Here is a 14,497-nt window from a genome sequence, read left to right as displayed (position 1 = left end):
CATGCGCTTGATCAGGACTGTGACAATCCCTTCTGGGCTGAAGAGGCCCAGACTGATCAGGGGTTGGACGACCGCACCGAACAGACGGCGCGCCCGGTGGAGGTTCACCGGCGCTGACGACAGATCGCCTAATCCCCCTTCACGGAGCAGACTGCCGATGCGATCACCGACGTGACCGCGTCCGGGTGCGAGATCAGGGTGAGATGGGACCCGCCCGAGAACTTGGTGACCTTCGCGTGGGCTCGCCGTGCCATGGAAAGCTGCGACGCCGGCGTGATGATCCGGTCGCCGGTGCTGACGAAGTACCAGGACGGGATCTTCTTCCACGCCGCGGCCCGTGACGGGGTCTGGAACGCGCTGGTCGACGCGGCTCGCTGCGAGGCCCACAAGCGTACGGCAGTGTCGCGCGGCAGGCCCGAGGCGAACGAGCCGACGAAGACGTCCCGTTTGAGGTACAGGTCGCTCGCGCCCTGGGGCGCGTTCGAGTAGGAAGCCTTGTCGTACAGGGTGTCCGGGTCGCCGTTGAGCGCGGAGCCGGATCCGCTGAGCTGGGCGGTGGTCTCTCCCGTGTCCGGTGCCGCCGCGTCGACGTACACCAGGGCTTTGACGTTGGGGGCGTTCACGGCGGCGTTCGTGATGACCGAGCCGCCGTAGGAGTGCCCCACCAGGACGACCGGGCCGGAGACGGTTGTCAGGAAGTCCGCGACGGTCGCCGCGTCGTCGTCGAGGTTGCGCAGCGGGTTGCCGATGGCGCGTGCCGGGTAGCCCGCCCGGCGCAGCGCGTCCACCTCTCCGTTCCAACTGGAGGTGTCGGCCCATGCTCCATGGACCAGGACGACCGTCGGTTTGGTCGTGCCCGCTGACGGACAGGGCAGCGGTCCACTCGCGTGGGCCGTGGCCGCTTGCGCGGCGATGGTCGCGGTGAGCACCGTGAGGCATGCGATCGTCGTTCCAGTACCTGGACGGCTCATCGTCTTTCCCCCTTGACCGGATCGTGTGTCTGAGGTGGTCGCCGGGCACGGCGAGCGAGGAACACCACGTCGGTGATGCGGGTGCCGGCCAGAGCCACGACGCGCGCGTCCGGGTGGGCCGCGCGGGCGAACCGGGCCAGGACGTGTCCCGGCGGTGTCTGGACGAACAGGGTGATGCCGAGTTCGCCGAGCAGAGCGGTGACGTCGCGCCATCGCACCGTGGTGGCGACGCCGCGCGCAAGGTCGTCCAAGATGGCGCCGGCGTCGTGGAGCAGCCTGCCCGTGGAGTCGCTGAGGTACGGAACGGTGAGGCGACGCCGCGGTACCGCGGCGAGGTGGTCTGTCATGGCGTCGGCGACGCCGGCGAGCAGCGGACAGTGCGAGGGGACGGCGATGTCCAGGCGCTGTACGTGCCGCGCGCCGGCCTCGGCGGCCGTCGCCGCGAGGCGTTCCAGCGCGTGCGCCCCGCCCGCGACCACGACTTGCTGGTCGGAGTCGATGACGGCGACGTACGCCGGGTCGGCCTCGGTTGCCACCTTCTCCACCACACGGCGCACCTGGGGCACGCTCAGGCCGAGGACGGCGGCCATGCCGTACCCGCGGGGATACGCGTCCCGCATCAACTCGCCCCGTTTACGCACGGCCGTGAGAGCTTCGGTGAAGGTCAGGGCTCCAGAAGCGACGGCGGCGGGGAACGCCCCGGCGGAGTGGCCGGCCACGGCGTCGGGCGTGGCGCCTTCGCGATCGAGGGCGCGGGTCGCGGCCACCCCGGCGATGCAGAGCGCGACCTGCGCGGTGACGGACGATCTCAGCGCCTCCGCGCTGTCCTGGAGGGACGAGCCGGGCAGGATGTGTTCGGCTTCGGCGAGGGTCTCGGCGACGGCCGGATGGGCCGGCAGGTCGTGCAGCATCCCGGGGCGCTGGGTGCCCTGGCCGGGGTAGAGGAAGGCGACCTTCATGCCGCGTCCCACGGGTCGGTCACGAGCTGCGGGCCGTGGGCGGTGCGGGCCACGACGGAACCGCCGGCACGGGACCATTCCACGAGATTGACACCGCCTCGCGGGGTTTCCAGCAGGCAGTCGACCCGGGCGGGCAGCGCCGCGAATGCCTCGGCGAGGCGAGTGGCCACAGCCTGGTCCCACCTGTACGGCGCCCTGACGAGCACGTCGAGATCGCTCGCGGCGTGCGTGGCCGAGCGCCCGGTGGCGAGCTCGAAGCCGACGCCGCCGGTGGGGCCCCAGACGGCGACGCCGTCCAGCAGCCGGGCGACGGCGGACAGAGTGGCCGCCAGATGGGGCAGGCGCGGATGGGAGCGCAGGGCTTCCGGCAGTACGCGGCGGATCACCGCTGCGGTGGGGACAAGGGCGGCGTGGCGCTGCGACCGGTTCGGACCGCGTACGCCGACCGGGATCAGGCCGGGCGGGCACAGCGCCCGGCGTACGACGGCCCAGGGGCAGCCGGCGAGCGACGTGCGCGCCCAGTCGGAGAGCGCGGCCTCCCACGACCCGCCGCCGGCGAGGAGCAGCAAGTCGTGAGGACGGACGATCAGTCCCATTGGGAGGTCAACGCCTCGCGGACGCGGTGGGAGGCCGCGCGGGTTCGGCGCGCACCAGGCGAGTCGAGCCGGTTGCTCAGGTCACGCGGGCCCCGCCGCGCCCGTGCGACCGCCGCGGTGAGCGCGTCCTTTGCCTTGCGCACGTCCCTCTCGGTCGGGTCGCCGGCGTTCTCCACCGTCAGGAGCTCGTCGCACAGGCCGAGCCCCGCCCAGTCGGTGACATCGTAGGACAGGGGCACGATACGCCCGGCCAGCTCCTCGAGCTCGGCCACGGTACGCAAGGTCACCCGCGCCGCTGCCTTCTTGTGCATGGCATGGATCAGTACGCCCGGGTCGTCGAGCGCCAGGATCTGGTTCGCCTGGAAGCCGTGCGCGAGCAGTCCGCCGGACAGCGCCGTGCCGACGATGAGGGCGATCACCGGGTGCCCGGCCGTGCGGGCGGTGGCGTAGGCGTCCACGGCGGCGGCCAGCGTCTGGTGGATGCCGAGCGTCTCCTCGACGCGCCCGTACGCCTGGCTGGGCAGGTCGACGAGCGCGACGATCGGGCGGCGGCGCTCGTCAGGCAGGTGCGCGTCCTCCGTGACCGTCCTGGTCACCTCGGAGGCGAGGGCGAGCCCCTCGCGGAGGCCGACCTGGCCCCGGCGGGCCCGATGGTACGGGCTGTGCGGGTCGGGGACGACGGTGAGGATGCGGGCGATGTCGTCGCCCAGTGTGAGGTCCGCGGTGATCAGGGACGGGACGCCGCCGTTCACGCCTCCGTCGGCGAGTGCCTGAGTCCAGGCCCGCCCGCGGCTCATCGGTGGGGCTCCCCCGGCCACGACGTCGTGTGTCCCGGACGGGCGGGCGGCCTCGATGCGCGCCCGCAACTCGCTGCGCTGGGAGCGGTGCTCGGCCGGTACGCCCTGCGCCACCGCGCCTATCACCGCGGACCGCAGCGCGGCGACGTCGTCGAGGACCAGCTCGTCCGCCAGGCCGGTCCGGGTGCGCGTTCCCCCGCCGGTGATCGACCAGATGAGCGGGTGGTCGGAGGCGTCCAGCTCGGCCACCCCCGCCTCCGACTCGATCACCGCCGGGCCGTCGAGCCCGAGCCGGCCCTCCTCGGTCATGATCAGCTTGGTGCACAGCCCGGCGGCGATGCTCATGCCGCCGAAACAGCCCAGCGCTCCAGCGATGACGCCGACGACCGGCGCGAGGGGCCGTAGCTCCAACAGGGCGGAGCACACCTCGGCGACCGTGGCCAGGCCCAGGTTGGCCTCCTGAAGGCGCACGCCCCCGGTCTCCAGCAGCAGTACCGCGGCGGTCGTGGCGCCACCGCGGCTGTCGCGGGCCGCAAGGGACAGCGCGGTCGCGATCTTGGCGCCGGACACCTCGCCGATGCCTCCGCCCTGGAATGCCTGCTCGATCGCGATCACGACCGCAGGGCGTCCGCCGAGCCGTCCCCTGAACACCACGACCCCGTCGTCGGACTGCGGGACCACGCCCTGTGGCTCCAGCCAAGGCGACTCGATTCGGTCGAACGGACCGCACAACTCGTGGGTCGCGCCGTCGTCGAGCAGCGCCGCGGCCCGGGCGCGAGCGTCCAGTTCGATGAAGCTGGTACGCGCAAGTCGCGCCGCCCAGTCCGTGGCGGACGTCATGCCCTGCCCTCCTCGATGGCCTGCCACAGGCGCAGCGTGACCACGCCCGGTGTGGCCCCGAAGTCGTTGAGCTCGAAGCTCGCGGAGACGGGGTGCCGGGCGAAGAACCGCTCCAGCACGGTTCGCCACACCGTGTCGAACCCGTCCACACTCGTACGCACCCGCACTCGCGCGGTACCGTTCGCCGGCGTCATCAGGACCTCAAGATCGCCCGAGCCGACCACCCCCACATGCGTACGCCGGGCGGGCGGCCGGTCCGCCGGGAACTCGTAGGTCAGCGTCTGCATGCCGTCACCTCCAGTTCGGCGCGGAGACGTCGCCCCGGCCATGGCAGCATGTCGAGGAAAAGCGCGGCGGCCAGCAGGTCGCCGCTCCCGCCCGGCGACAGCCGCAGTCCGCGGAGCCGGTGGTCCAGCTCAAGGAGCGCGGATCGGCCGCGGTCCGTGCCCGCGCCTCCCTCGGCCAGGACATGTGAGGCCCCGAGTTGTACGACGCGCAGTCCCGCGCGGCCGCCACGGTGCAGGACGCACGTGTCGTTCAGGAGACTCATCACCGCCAGCAACGCGTCCAGCCTGGCCACCTCCTCGCTACGGCCGTCCGCCCTCGCCCGGCGCAGCCGCGGCAGCGCGACCTCGATGACGTGGGGGAAGGCGTCCTCGGCCTCACCGCGCGCACCGCCGGTTCCGTACCGCCGCCGGACCAGCTCGCCATGGGAAGCCTGTCCCGCCGGGATCCACTGGTCGGGAAGCGCGGCCAGCCCGGCCGCACCGCCGGCCGCGCACCGTTCGTCGCCGGCGCCGCCCGCGATGGCGGCGACCAGCAGGCCGAGCGCCCACAACGCCCCGCGATGGGTGTTGACCTCACCGGTGGCTCGCGACATCGCCTGATCTCCCGCACGGCCGAGCCGGCCCAGCTCCTCCCGCAGCTCGGCGCCGAAGACCAGGCGTTTCGCCGTGTCCGCGACGGCGCGGAACGTGGGGCGCAGCGCCTCGGCGGAGGCCAGCAGGAGCGGCAGGTCCATGTCGTCGTGCGCGCCGCTGCCCCGCGCGTCGACCAGGCCGGGCTTGGGGCTCAGCAGGGCCTCCGCCCGCAGGGCCCGCACCGCCGTGTCAGCCAGTACGTCCGCCCGCACCGACGGGTCACCAGGTCCGGAACCGGGCGGGCGGGTCATAGAGTCCTCCGGACCAGGCCACGAGATCTTCGATGCTGCGGGCCGCCAGCAGGGAGCGCCGCGCCTTGCGTACGTCCACCTTGAGGTCCTCGGGCAGCGCTACCAGGCCGTCACGGCGCAGTGCCGCCAAACGCCGCTCGTCGGCACGGCGGCCGACCGGGGTGGCGCCCGCGACCGCGGCCACCGCCTCTCGCCGTTCGGCCGGACCCTCGGCCTTGTAGAGGTAGGCCACCCCCTCTTCGGTCACCACGTGGGTCACGTCCTCGCCGTATATCATGATCGGCGGGATAGGCATACCGGCATCCTTGCCCACCTGGATCGCGTCCAGCGACTCCACGAAGGCCGGAGTGCCGCCCGAGCGGAAGGTCTGCGTAATCTGCACGACGAGCTTGCGCCCGCGCACCGCTGGCGCCTGGCCGGTCAGGAGGTTCAGCCACGCGGCGGAGGGGTGCCTGCGGCCGCGCGCGTCGTGCCCCATGTTGGGCGCTCCACCGAACCCGGTCAGCCGGCCCTCGGTGACCGTCGAGGAGTTCGCGTACGCGTCGATCTGCAGCGACGACCCGATGAACAGGTCCACCGCGTACTGCCCCGCGAGCTGGCACAAGACCCGGTTCGACCGCAGGGAGCCGTCGTGGCCGGTGAAGAACACGTCCGGCCGGGCGGCGACGTACCGCTCCATGCCGGGCTCGCCTCCGAAGCAGTGCACCGATTCCACCCAGCCGCTCTCGATGGCGGGGATGAGCGTCGGATGCGGGTTGAGCGTCCAGTGCCGGCAGATCTTCCCGCGCAGTCCCAGCTCCTCGCCGTAGGTGGGCAGGAGAAGCTCGATCGCCGCGGTGTCGTAGCCGATCCCGTGGTTCAGCGTGACCACGCCGTGCCGCTCGTAGATCCCGCGCAGGGCCATCATGGCCATCAGGATCTCCACCTGACCGATGTGACGGGGATCGCGGGTGAACAGCGGCTCAAGCGCGAACGGCCGCGGGCTCTCGACGATCAGATCCACCCAGTCGCCCGGGATGTCCACCCTGGGAACCTTGTCGACCAGCTCGTTCACCTGGACCACGATCACGCCGCCGGAGAACGCCACCGCCTCGGCGATGGTCGGTGTGTCCTCGGTGCCGGGCCCGGTGAACAGGTTACCGTCGTGGTCGGCCTGCTCCGCGCAGAGCAGCGCGATGTTCGGCGTGAGGTCCACGAACATGCGCGCGTACAGTTCGACGTAGGTGTGAATCGCACCGACCTCGACCTTGCCATCGGCCAGCAACTGCGCCATGCGCACGCTCTGCGGGCCGGCGTACGCGAAGTCGAGACGGCGAGCCACGCCACGCTCGAACACGTCAAGGTGCGCTGGCAGGCTGATCGAGGAGATCAGCAGGTGCAGGTCGTTTACCACGTCCGGATCGCAGCCGGCCAGTGCCTCGGCCAGGAAGTCAGCCTGTTTCTGGTTGTCGCCCTCCATCGCCACCCGGTCACCGGGACGCAGCAGGGCCTCGAGTGCGCCGCCGATACGCCCGGCATCCAGCTCCCGCCCCGAAACGTACGGGCGAACCGCCTCGAGTCGCTCGAGTTTCGCGGTCTTGCGCCGGGTCCAGTCCCTGGCGCCCGTCGCCGTGGAGGCCATCGCTCACCCCCCGTAGCGCGCTGACCAGGGTGTTCTCCTACCTCAGAAGCAGTTCCCCAAACTCGGCGAGGACCGCCCTCGACGCCGCCGGGCGTGCGGCCGCTGCCGAGCGCCCACACGGTGCGGGTGTCGGGTGGTGATCAGCCCGGCACTCGATACTCGTCCGCTGCTTTTGGCCAGCAGCGAAAAGACGGGATGTGACCGCGCCGCCCCAGGTTCGGCGCGGCAGCCACGAGCATGTCCAGTTCGTCAGCAGGTCCCCCACCGCGACGTCTGATCGGCCACCATCCGCTTCACCGGACCCGGACCAAGCTCCTACAACCGCCGTCGCGACCTGCAGAAGCGCCACCTCGGCCTGCGCATCCTGCAGATGCTGCTCGAGCTCCAGCCCGGGATCACCTACGAGCGAACGAAAAACCTGAACTACGACGAGGCGCTGGACCAACTCTCCTCAGCGTCAGCTGCAGCACGGCAATCGAAGGAAGCGCGACACCTAATTGACTCTTCAGACCTTGCCTGTGAAGGCCAACGGCCACCTGCCACACGAGAGCGAGGTGGAGGTCCTCCGGCTGTTCGGCAGCGGGGAGCCCCACATCTCAGGTGGCCCTTACCGGTGCGCAGCGTGTGATCACTGGATGAAATTCAAGGTCAGTGAACACGCCGTCTCTGTGCAGGACCCCTGCCCCTACCCGGATGGCATCACCACAACGATCACGATTGAGGTTCCCTCAGGGAAACTGCTCGTCACCGACGACCTCCGCCCCATCTTCGACTGGGATGAGGGAAACCTCGCTAGTTACAACTCAGCCCTCGGCCAGGCCCAGGCCGTGGAACTGATGGCTGCCATCGGGTGCGCCTACGAGCCAACCAGTAACTGCGGCCTCGGCCTGTACCGCACCGGCCCCGACAGCTACATCATCGCCACCCCCAGCTACGACGAGGACGAGAACCCGTCACCACCCGACAGCGCCTGCCTAGCCAGCATCTGCACCGAGCTTTGGGCCTACTCGATCTGCTGCTACTCGAACTGGTTATCCCGGGGCGGCGACCCCGCGAAGCCCTTGCAGGAGCTCGACTTCGTCGTTAGGCGTGTTCTCGACATCGAGAACGACTCCGACTTCACCCGAAAGTTGGATCGTGTCGTAAAGTCGTAGGAATCACACGTCTTCCCGCTGTCGGCGAGGTCGCGTTCGTATGCAGCGGCTGGGTTCCGCTGGTCGGTTCCCTTCGCGTCACCCACAACGCCGTGCGCGGTTCCACGCCCTGGACGGGCTGAGCGGCATCGCGTTCACACCTGATGGGTCTGTCTGGTCGAGCATGCCGGCCGGACAGACCCCATCGAGTAACCGCGATATGGATCTGGCGGCGCTTTCGCTTCGGCTGATCACCAAAACGGAGCAGACCCTGAGAAAAGGACATATGGCTGACGTGACCATGCAACGCAACTACCGGCTGTGCCAGCGCGGCGGGTTGAGCGGTGAAGGCGGCTCCCTGCCGTTTCTCCGCGTGGAGCGAAAGATGACGCTCCCTACGGTGCTTCACCTGGCCAGCGTGCTTTCCGGCGGGCTCATCGGGCCATTCTGGCGGGACGGCCTGCACGGCGCAGGCGGTTTCCCGTGAGCGCCCATCGAAAGAGAGCCACCATGCCGTTCGCCAACTTCAAGGTCCCCGCCGGAACCCTCGACGACAAGCAGAAGCAGACGATCGTCACCCGTGCCACCGAGTTGTACGTCGAGATCTACGGCGAGCGCGCCTGGGCCAACACCATGGTCCTGGTCGAGGAGGTCGCCGACGGCGGCTGGGGCATCGGCGGGGACGTCCTGACCCAGGCGATGCTCCAGCGGCACGCCGAAGAGTGACGACCCGCTCATCGCGGGTCCTCCTGAGCGGGCGAGCAACAATCGCAGGGCGGCGCGGAGGCGGTCGGGACGGCGCAGCAGGTGTCGCCGCGCCAGGCTTCGCGGCCTTCCCTGACCGCGACGGCGGCGATCACCAGGGCCGCGATCGGGTCGGCCCAGGCCCAGCCGAACACGCTGTTCAGGGCCAGCCCGGCGAGCAGCACCGCCGACAGGTACGTGCACAGCAGGGTCTGCTTGGAGTCGGCCACCGCGCTGGCGGAGCCGAGCTCGCGGCCGGCGCGGCGTTGCGCGTACGACAGGAACGGCATGACCGCCAGGGACAGCGCGGCCAGGATGAGGCCGGGGGTGGAGGGTTCGGCCTCGCCGGCGCCGAGCAGCGCCCGGACGGCGTCGAAGGCGACGTAGGCGGCCAGGGCGAAGAAGGACACCGCGATGATCCGCAGCGCGGTCCTCTCGCGGCGTTCGTGGTCGGTCGCGGAGAACTGCCAGGCCACCGCGGCGGCCGAGGCCACCTCGACGACCGAGTCGAGGCCGAAGCCGATCAGCGCGGCGGAGGAGGCGATGGTGCCGGCGGTGATGGCCACCACCGCCTCGATCACGTTGTACACGATGGTGGCGGCGACCAGCAGCCGGATGCGGCGCCGCAGCACGGCACGCCGGCCCGGACTCGACGCGAGCACCGAATCATGATTCATCGCCATATGGCGATGATAACTGGCTCGCGGCATACGTCGACAAGAGGGTCCGTGCGGTGGCGGGGGGATCGGCGGGTCGTTAGGGTGCAAGCGGTTCCATCAAGGTCAGCGCGCCGGCGGCGCGCCCGCACGATCGTGAAGCGAGACTCCATGCCTTCGGTGCTTGTCCTCAACGGCCCCAACCTCAACCTGCTCGGCACACGCAAGCCGGAGATCTACGGCTCGGCCACCCTGGCCGACGTCGAACGCCTGTGCCGCGGCACGGCCGAGAAGCTGGGGCTGGACGTGGAGTTCCGGCAGTCCAACCACGAGGGGCAGCTGATCGACTGGATCCAGGAGGAGGGGCCGCGGGTCAAGGCGGGGGAGTCGATCGGCGCGGTGCTCAACGCAGGCGCGTTCACCCACACCTCGGTCGCGCTGCACGACGCGATCGAGTCCGTCGAGCTGCCGGTCATCGAGGTGCACATCTCGAACGTCCACCGGCGCGAGCCGTTCCGTCACCATTCGTACATCTCGCCCGTGGCGACCGGGATCATCGTGGGCCTGGGCATCGCCGGCTACGGCCTGGCCATCACGGCGCTCCACGAGCGCGCGGCGAACGGCTGAGGCCGGGGTCAGCGGGTCCAGGAGTCGGCGGTGTCGGCCAGTGCGCCGAGCGCGGCCTCGACGCGTTCCGTGTCACCCGTGGTGAGGTAGTCGATCTGCAGGCCGGTGTAGGCGGCGTTGAGCAGGGTGGCGTTGCGCAGCGCCACGTCGGCGGGCACGCCGTGGGCGCGCAGCACCTCGGCGACGTACTCGGCGCGCTCGCCCAGCATCCTGGGCACGTACGGCCCGGTGAGGCGGCCGGCGGCGGACAGGCCCTCGATCTCGTGCAGCAGCCGCACCATGGGCAGGTCCTCGGTGATGTGCCAGGCCCAGGAGGCGCGGACGACGTCGCCGAGGCCGCCGCCGGTCTCGCCCGGCCGGGGCAGAGCGGCCAGGCGTTCCTGCTGCCGCCGGTCGAGATGGGCGAGGACGGCGCTGATGAGCTCGTCCTTGCCGGCGAAGTGGTGGGTGAGCACGTACGTGCTGTGGCCCAGGGCCTTGGCGAGGGGACGCAGGGAGAGGCCGGCGATGCCGTGCTCGGTGAGGTAGGCGAGGATCGCGTCGAGCAGCTCGGTGCGGCGCTGCGGATCGCGGGGCCTGGCCACGTCGTCACCTTCCCTGTCGGGCTCCGGGGCGGTCAGCCTATGCGCATGACGACTTTTTTGCGCCATTCACATGACGGTCGTTATGCTCGCGGATCGGGAAAGGAGCGGCCGGTCCGATGACGTTCATGACGGAGAGGTACGCGACCGTCCGCGGGCTGCGCCTGGCCTGGCTGGACGCGGGCGCCGGTGACGTGGTCGTGCTGGCGCTGCACGGGCACTTCGGGCGGGCGCGCATGTTCGCGCACCTGGCCGGCGCGCTGGGCCCGCGTTACCGGGTGATCGCGCTGGAGCAGCGCGGGCACGGGCACTCGGGCCGCGACGGCGACTTCGGCCCGGACGCGTACGTGGCCGACGCCGCCGCGTTCCTGCGTGATCTCGGGGCCGGGCCCGTGGTGGTGCTCGGGCACTCCATGGGCGGGGTGGTCGCGTTCCGGCTGGCCGCCCGGCACCCGGAGCTGGTCAGGGCGCTGGTCGTGGAGGAGGGCGGGGCGGTCAACCGGCCGCCGGACGTGCCGGACCCCGTGCTGGACGTGAGCGACTGGCCGCGCCGCGCCCCCACGCTGGACGCGCTGCGCCGGGCCATCGAGGCGCGCGGCATCCCCGACGCCGGCTACTTCCTGGACAGCGCCGTCGAGCGCCCCGACGGGTGGGGGCTGCTGTTCGACCTCGACGACATGATGGCCTCGCAGCGGGCGCTCGTCGGCGACTGGTGGGCCGACTGGCTCGGCTCGGCCTGCCCGGCGCTGCTCGTCCACGGCCTGGACAGTTTCGTGCTGCCCACCGCGCTGGCCAGGCGGATGGCCGCGCGCCGGCCGGGCGCCGTGCTGCGCGAGTTCCCCGGTTGCGGCCACTGGGTGCACGACGACGATCCCGCCGGGTTCGCCCGTGCCGTCCGCGAGTTCCTGGACGGGCTGTGAGCTCAACCCAGGTCGGCGATCATCTGCTCCTCCACCTCGTCCAGGTGCACGGCGGCGGCGCGCTGGGCGGCCTCGACGTCCCGGGCGGCCATGGCGTCGAGGATCTCCAGGTGACGTCGGGTGGAGCCGGCGACGCGGCGCCGCCCGGTCGCGCCGAGCGCCCGCAGCCACTGGACGAACGGCTCGGCGGATGAACGTGCTTTGACCAGGCGGGCGTTGCCGGTGGCGGCGACGATCTCGTTGTGCAGGCGGCTGTCGCTGGCGAAGAACGGCTCGTAGTCGCCGCGTTCGGCGCGCCGCAGCGCCTCGACGGCCTCGTCGCGCAGGTCGGCGATCCGATCCTGGGGCATCGTCTTCGCCGCGATCCCGGTGGCGACCCACTCGATGCCCTTGCGCAGTTGGCAGACCTCGCGGACGTCGGTGACGCCCGGCCGGGCGACGAAGGTGCCCGAGCGGGGGCGGGTGACGATGAGCTGGTCGTGTTCGAGGCGGGCGAGCGCCTCGCGGACGGGGGTGCGGGAGACGCCGAACTCCGTCGCGATCGCCTGCGGGTCGAGCCGGGAGCCGGGGGCGTAGGTCCCGCCGGTGATCCGGTGGCAGAGGATCCGGTAGAGCTGGTCCGCGATCGACTCCACGACAAGGGCCGAGCCCTTCGGCAGAGGCGCCACTTCGTCTCCCTTTGCGCGATATATGAGTTAAGCGATCAGCTTAACCGCGCACACCGGGGCGATCCGGTCCCAAAGCGATGATTTCCGCCAGCAGGCCGTCCTTCGGCTGAGGTCCTTCGGGAGGGGTGTGGGGCTGCGGTGCTCTGCGTACTTCGTGGGATGCGGCTGGGGCAACGGACCTGACCGCTCGCGGAGCATCCCTCCCGAGGGCCACCGACCACCCAGCTCACCCGGAGCCTCCCGGCCGGCCGAACTGCGAGGCGCACCGCATCCGCCGGCGGGTCAGAGGGTGAGGTCGGACTCGATGTGGGTGACCGCCGTCATGGCGCCGTACGCGAGCAGGTGGACCGTGCAGTGGTCGCTGAGGCGGCGGTCGGTGGCCCGCCAGGCGGCGACCTCCGCGTCCGTGATGGTCTCCGGGGCCAGCCCGGCCAGGATCGCGAGGCGCGCCCCCGCCCGTTCCGCCACCGGCAAGCCCTGCAGCGCGTCGTCCAGCGGGCCGCCTGGCGGCGTGTCGTCCGAGGAGGCGTCCGCGGTCAGGCGGCGTCCGCGGTGGTCGGCGAGCACACGTTCGGCGGTCTTGGACGCCGCGGGGGAGAGGAGGCCGGCGCCCTGGGCGGCGGTGGCCGTCAGGGCGGCGTACGCGGTGCCGATCGGCAGCCCGGCGGCCCACGCCGGCTCCTTCCCGGCGGGCAGGCCCTCCAGCAGCGGGAGCGTGGTGCCGGGCGGCAGCGCGCGGCGCAGGCCGTGCAGCACCGGGGCGCCCTCGAACGCGGGCTCGTCACCCGGGTCCATGGTGCCCGGCGTCAGCCCCGGGGGCAGCATGGCGGCGGCCACCCGGTTCACGAAGTGCGTGAACAGCAGCGTGCCGACGTGCTCGGCGACCGGCCCGCCGGGGAACGGCTCCGGCTCCCCGCCCGCCACGCCGGTCGAGGACGCCCAGCTCAGCAGCGCCGCCAGCCGGTCGTCGGCCGGGCGTTCCCAGCGCGCGACCGCGTCGGCGAGCTCCGCCTCGCCCAGCAGTCGCAGCACCGACAGGTACGCCTCGACGTCGTACGCCAGCCCGTTGGCCCGCGCCGCCCCCAGGGCCACCACCGTCCGGTCCACCGGCGGCACGTCCCCGGCCAGCTGGGCCTCGCGCATCAGCGACCAGCCCGCCGCCATCAGCTGCGGCGCCGGGGACATCATCATCACCGCCGGTCCGATGCTGCTGAACTCGGCGTCGACCTGCGCGTACACCTCGGCCAGCACGCCGTCGGCGCGGTCGGGGGCGACGGGGGTGATGTGACGGATGAGAGACGACATGTCAGATGCCCTTCTGAAGTGGTCACGGACATCGACTATCGCCGCCGCGACCAGGCCGCGTCGTCGTACGGGCGGAGTCATTCGGTGCTACTCCCCCGGAAGCGGGAAAGTCCTTCGCCAAGGCCGAGCCCTGCTTGCGGACGGCCAGCCGGAAGCGGGCGGTGTGGTGCCGTACGCCACGAGGGTGAGACCGTCGGCGGGCGGGTCCATGGATTCGTAGGTGAGGTGGAGGTCACCGACGACGGGGTGGTGGAAGGGCTTGGCTCCGAGGTGGTGCTGGCGGACGTCGTGGCGTGCCGGGCGGGTACGGAAGTCCTCGCTCCTGGTCGGCAACTCGCCGACCTGGTCGGCGAGGTCCTTGTCGTAGGGGTTGCGGCCGGCCTGGGCGTGCAGCAGGGCGACGGTGTCGTCGTCGGCGCGGTCCCAGTCGCCCCAGAACCGGCGGGAGCGGGGGTCGAGGAAGATGAAGCGGGTGTGGTCGGGGGTGGCGTCGAACTGGCGGCCCGGGCCAGAGGCTCCAGGTGGGTGCGTTCTGCTTCGTTCAACCGCAGCGGCGGGCCAGGGCGTCCAGGACTTGGTCGGAGCCCCGGCCAGGTCGCCCGGCCCGGCGGGAGGTCAGGAACTCACGGATCTCGCGGCGGTTGTCCACCCTCCCGAGGCTGTGCGACCTGGCAGCTGGCAGGGGGGTCCTGTCAGCGCACCTCTCACGGGTGCCTTCCTCGCCGTCTGCCCGGCGGGTTTCATGGGCAGGTGATCAGTGGCTGTCGGTTTCTGAAGTCCTCTGCACTGATTCCCGAGGTCGTCTTCAAACTGACTGATCTGAACGCGCCTTGCTCATCCGAGCTTCGCGGTACGCCGTCGCCGACGCCCTCCGCGACGCCCCCCGGATGGAGCCGACGACCCCGCCC

At 71.4% G+C, this 14,497-nt stretch carries 17 protein-coding genes; 5 read left to right on the top strand and 12 right to left on the bottom strand.

Translation table 11 applies throughout. The features are described from left to right. Positions 1-128: 128 nt before the first annotated feature. The 7 genes from E1286_RS17235 to mdcA are packed head-to-tail and all read right to left on the bottom strand — an operon-like array spanning position 129 to position 6,955. A complete protein-coding gene (locus E1286_RS17235; protein ID WP_132613672.1) occupies positions 129-971 on the bottom strand; it encodes an alpha/beta fold hydrolase in 843 nt (280 codons plus the stop codon). After that, on the bottom strand, positions 968-1,930 hold the full coding sequence (mdcH, locus tag E1286_RS17230) for a malonate decarboxylase subunit epsilon (RefSeq protein ID WP_165969771.1): 963 nt from the start codon (positions 1,928-1,930) through the stop codon (positions 968-970). Before mdcH ends, E1286_RS17235 begins: the two co-directional genes overlap by 4 nt. Then, the gene (locus E1286_RS17225; RefSeq protein ID WP_132613667.1) at positions 1,927-2,526 is read right to left on the bottom strand and encodes a malonate decarboxylase holo-ACP synthase; all 600 of its coding nucleotides are present in this window, start codon (positions 2,524-2,526) and stop codon (positions 1,927-1,929) included. The genes mdcH and E1286_RS17225 overlap by 4 nt, the downstream gene beginning before the upstream one ends. Next, on the bottom strand, positions 2,517-4,163 hold the full coding sequence (mdcD, locus tag E1286_RS17220) for a biotin-independent malonate decarboxylase subunit beta (protein WP_132613665.1): 1,647 nt from the start codon (positions 4,161-4,163) through the stop codon (positions 2,517-2,519). Before mdcD ends, E1286_RS17225 begins: the two co-directional genes overlap by 10 nt. Beyond that, entirely contained in the window at positions 4,160-4,450 is a 291-nt protein-coding gene (locus E1286_RS17215; RefSeq protein ID WP_132613663.1) for a malonate decarboxylase subunit delta, read from the bottom strand. Before E1286_RS17215 ends, mdcD begins: the two co-directional genes overlap by 4 nt. Beyond that, positions 4,438-5,295, bottom strand: a complete 858-nt coding sequence (locus E1286_RS17210) for a triphosphoribosyl-dephospho-CoA synthase (protein ID WP_223190044.1) — start codon at positions 5,293-5,295, stop codon at positions 4,438-4,440. Before E1286_RS17210 ends, E1286_RS17215 begins: the two co-directional genes overlap by 13 nt. Positions 5,296-5,302: 7 nt before the next feature. Beyond that, the gene (gene mdcA, locus E1286_RS17205) at positions 5,303-6,955 is read right to left on the bottom strand and encodes a malonate decarboxylase subunit alpha (RefSeq protein WP_132613659.1); all 1,653 of its coding nucleotides are present in this window, start codon (positions 6,953-6,955) and stop codon (positions 5,303-5,305) included. Positions 6,956-7,590: 635 nt separating this feature from the next. On the opposite strand from mdcA, the gene E1286_RS17200 reads away from it, so the two are divergent. From E1286_RS17200 to E1286_RS17190, 3 genes are all read left to right on the top strand, one after another. Continuing rightward, positions 7,591-8,109 (top strand): hypothetical protein, encoded by a 519-nt coding sequence (locus E1286_RS17200; RefSeq protein ID WP_132613657.1) that lies wholly within the window; start codon positions 7,591-7,593, stop codon positions 8,107-8,109. Between the two features lie 199 nt (positions 8,110-8,308). Continuing rightward, positions 8,309-8,575, top strand: a complete 267-nt coding sequence (locus tag E1286_RS17195; protein WP_132613655.1) for a hypothetical protein — start codon at positions 8,309-8,311, stop codon at positions 8,573-8,575. Between the two features lie 23 nt (positions 8,576-8,598). After that, positions 8,599-8,814, top strand: a complete 216-nt coding sequence (locus tag E1286_RS17190; protein ID WP_132613653.1) for a tautomerase family protein — start codon at positions 8,599-8,601, stop codon at positions 8,812-8,814. A gap of 8 nt (positions 8,815-8,822) precedes the next feature. Here E1286_RS17190 and E1286_RS17185 read toward each other — a convergent pair whose 3' ends face one another. Beyond that, the gene (locus tag E1286_RS17185; RefSeq protein ID WP_246074926.1) at positions 8,823-9,515 is read right to left on the bottom strand and encodes a cation efflux transmembrane domain-containing protein; all 693 of its coding nucleotides are present in this window, start codon (positions 9,513-9,515) and stop codon (positions 8,823-8,825) included. Positions 9,516-9,659: 144 nt separating this feature from the next. Here E1286_RS17185 and aroQ point away from each other — a divergent pair, with 144 nt between their 5' ends. Beyond that, a complete protein-coding gene (gene aroQ / locus E1286_RS17180; protein ID WP_132613651.1) occupies positions 9,660-10,115 on the top strand; it encodes a type II 3-dehydroquinate dehydratase in 456 nt (151 codons plus the stop codon). Between the two features lie 8 nt (positions 10,116-10,123). On the opposite strand, the gene E1286_RS17175 is transcribed toward aroQ, so the two are convergent. Further along, on the bottom strand, positions 10,124-10,699 hold the full coding sequence (locus E1286_RS17175) for a TetR/AcrR family transcriptional regulator (protein WP_132613649.1): 576 nt from the start codon (positions 10,697-10,699) through the stop codon (positions 10,124-10,126). 116 nt (positions 10,700-10,815) lie between these two features. Between E1286_RS17175 and E1286_RS17170 the strand changes: the two genes are divergently transcribed. Further along, on the top strand, positions 10,816-11,616 hold the full coding sequence (locus E1286_RS17170) for an alpha/beta fold hydrolase (RefSeq protein ID WP_132613647.1): 801 nt from the start codon (positions 10,816-10,818) through the stop codon (positions 11,614-11,616). A 2-nt stretch (positions 11,617-11,618) separates the two neighbouring features. Here the strand turns inward: E1286_RS17170 and E1286_RS17165 are convergent, their stop codons facing one another. From E1286_RS17165 to E1286_RS47855, 3 genes are all read right to left on the bottom strand, one after another. After that, the gene (locus tag E1286_RS17165; RefSeq protein ID WP_223190042.1) at positions 11,619-12,284 is read right to left on the bottom strand and encodes a GntR family transcriptional regulator; all 666 of its coding nucleotides are present in this window, start codon (positions 12,282-12,284) and stop codon (positions 11,619-11,621) included. A 282-nt stretch (positions 12,285-12,566) separates the two neighbouring features. Beyond that, positions 12,567-13,589: a carboxymuconolactone decarboxylase family protein gene (locus tag E1286_RS17160; protein ID WP_132613645.1), complete on the bottom strand. Its 1,023-nt coding sequence runs from the start codon at positions 13,587-13,589 to the stop codon at positions 12,567-12,569. A gap of 87 nt (positions 13,590-13,676) precedes the next feature. Then, the gene (locus E1286_RS47855; protein ID WP_165969774.1) at positions 13,677-14,183 is read right to left on the bottom strand and encodes an MmyB family transcriptional regulator; all 507 of its coding nucleotides are present in this window, start codon (positions 14,181-14,183) and stop codon (positions 13,677-13,679) included. Positions 14,184-14,497: the final 314 nt, after the last annotated feature.

The organism is Nonomuraea terrae (genome assembly GCF_004348995.1).
Classification (GTDB): domain Bacteria; phylum Actinomycetota; class Actinomycetes; order Streptosporangiales; family Streptosporangiaceae; genus Nonomuraea; species Nonomuraea terrae.
The sequence above is the reverse complement of the archived record's forward strand: the minus strand, read 5'-3'. Positions and strand labels throughout refer to the sequence as shown.

Excerpts from the sequence above, each read along its gene's own strand:
- aroQ (WP_132613651.1), top strand. The coding sequence starts at position 9,660 with ATGCCTTCGGTGCTTGTCCTCAACGGCCCCAACCTCAACCTGCTCGGC.
- E1286_RS17225 (WP_132613667.1), bottom strand. The coding sequence starts at position 2,526 with ATGGGACTGATCGTCCGTCCTCACGACTTGCTGCTCCTCGCCGGCGGC.
- E1286_RS17170 (WP_132613647.1), top strand. The coding sequence starts at position 10,816 with ATGACGTTCATGACGGAGAGGTACGCGACCGTCCGCGGGCTGCGCCTG.
- E1286_RS17235 (WP_132613672.1), bottom strand. The coding sequence starts at position 971 with ATGAGCCGTCCAGGTACTGGAACGACGATCGCATGCCTCACGGTGCTC.
- E1286_RS17215 (WP_132613663.1), bottom strand. The coding sequence starts at position 4,450 with ATGCAGACGCTGACCTACGAGTTCCCGGCGGACCGGCCGCCCGCCCGG.
- mdcD (WP_132613665.1), bottom strand. The coding sequence starts at position 4,163 with ATGACGTCCGCCACGGACTGGGCGGCGCGACTTGCGCGTACCAGCTTC.
- E1286_RS17190 (WP_132613653.1), top strand. The coding sequence starts at position 8,599 with ATGCCGTTCGCCAACTTCAAGGTCCCCGCCGGAACCCTCGACGACAAG.
- E1286_RS17195 (WP_132613655.1), top strand. The coding sequence starts at position 8,309 with ATGGATCTGGCGGCGCTTTCGCTTCGGCTGATCACCAAAACGGAGCAG.
- E1286_RS17160 (WP_132613645.1), bottom strand. The coding sequence starts at position 13,589 with ATGTCGTCTCTCATCCGTCACATCACCCCCGTCGCCCCCGACCGCGCC.
- mdcA (WP_132613659.1), bottom strand. The coding sequence starts at position 6,955 with ATGGCCTCCACGGCGACGGGCGCCAGGGACTGGACCCGGCGCAAGACC.
- mdcH (WP_165969771.1), bottom strand. The coding sequence starts at position 1,930 with ATGAAGGTCGCCTTCCTCTACCCCGGCCAGGGCACCCAGCGCCCCGGG.
- E1286_RS17185 (WP_246074926.1), bottom strand. The coding sequence starts at position 9,515 with ATGGCGATGAATCATGATTCGGTGCTCGCGTCGAGTCCGGGCCGGCGT.
- E1286_RS17200 (WP_132613657.1), top strand. The coding sequence starts at position 7,591 with ATGAAATTCAAGGTCAGTGAACACGCCGTCTCTGTGCAGGACCCCTGC.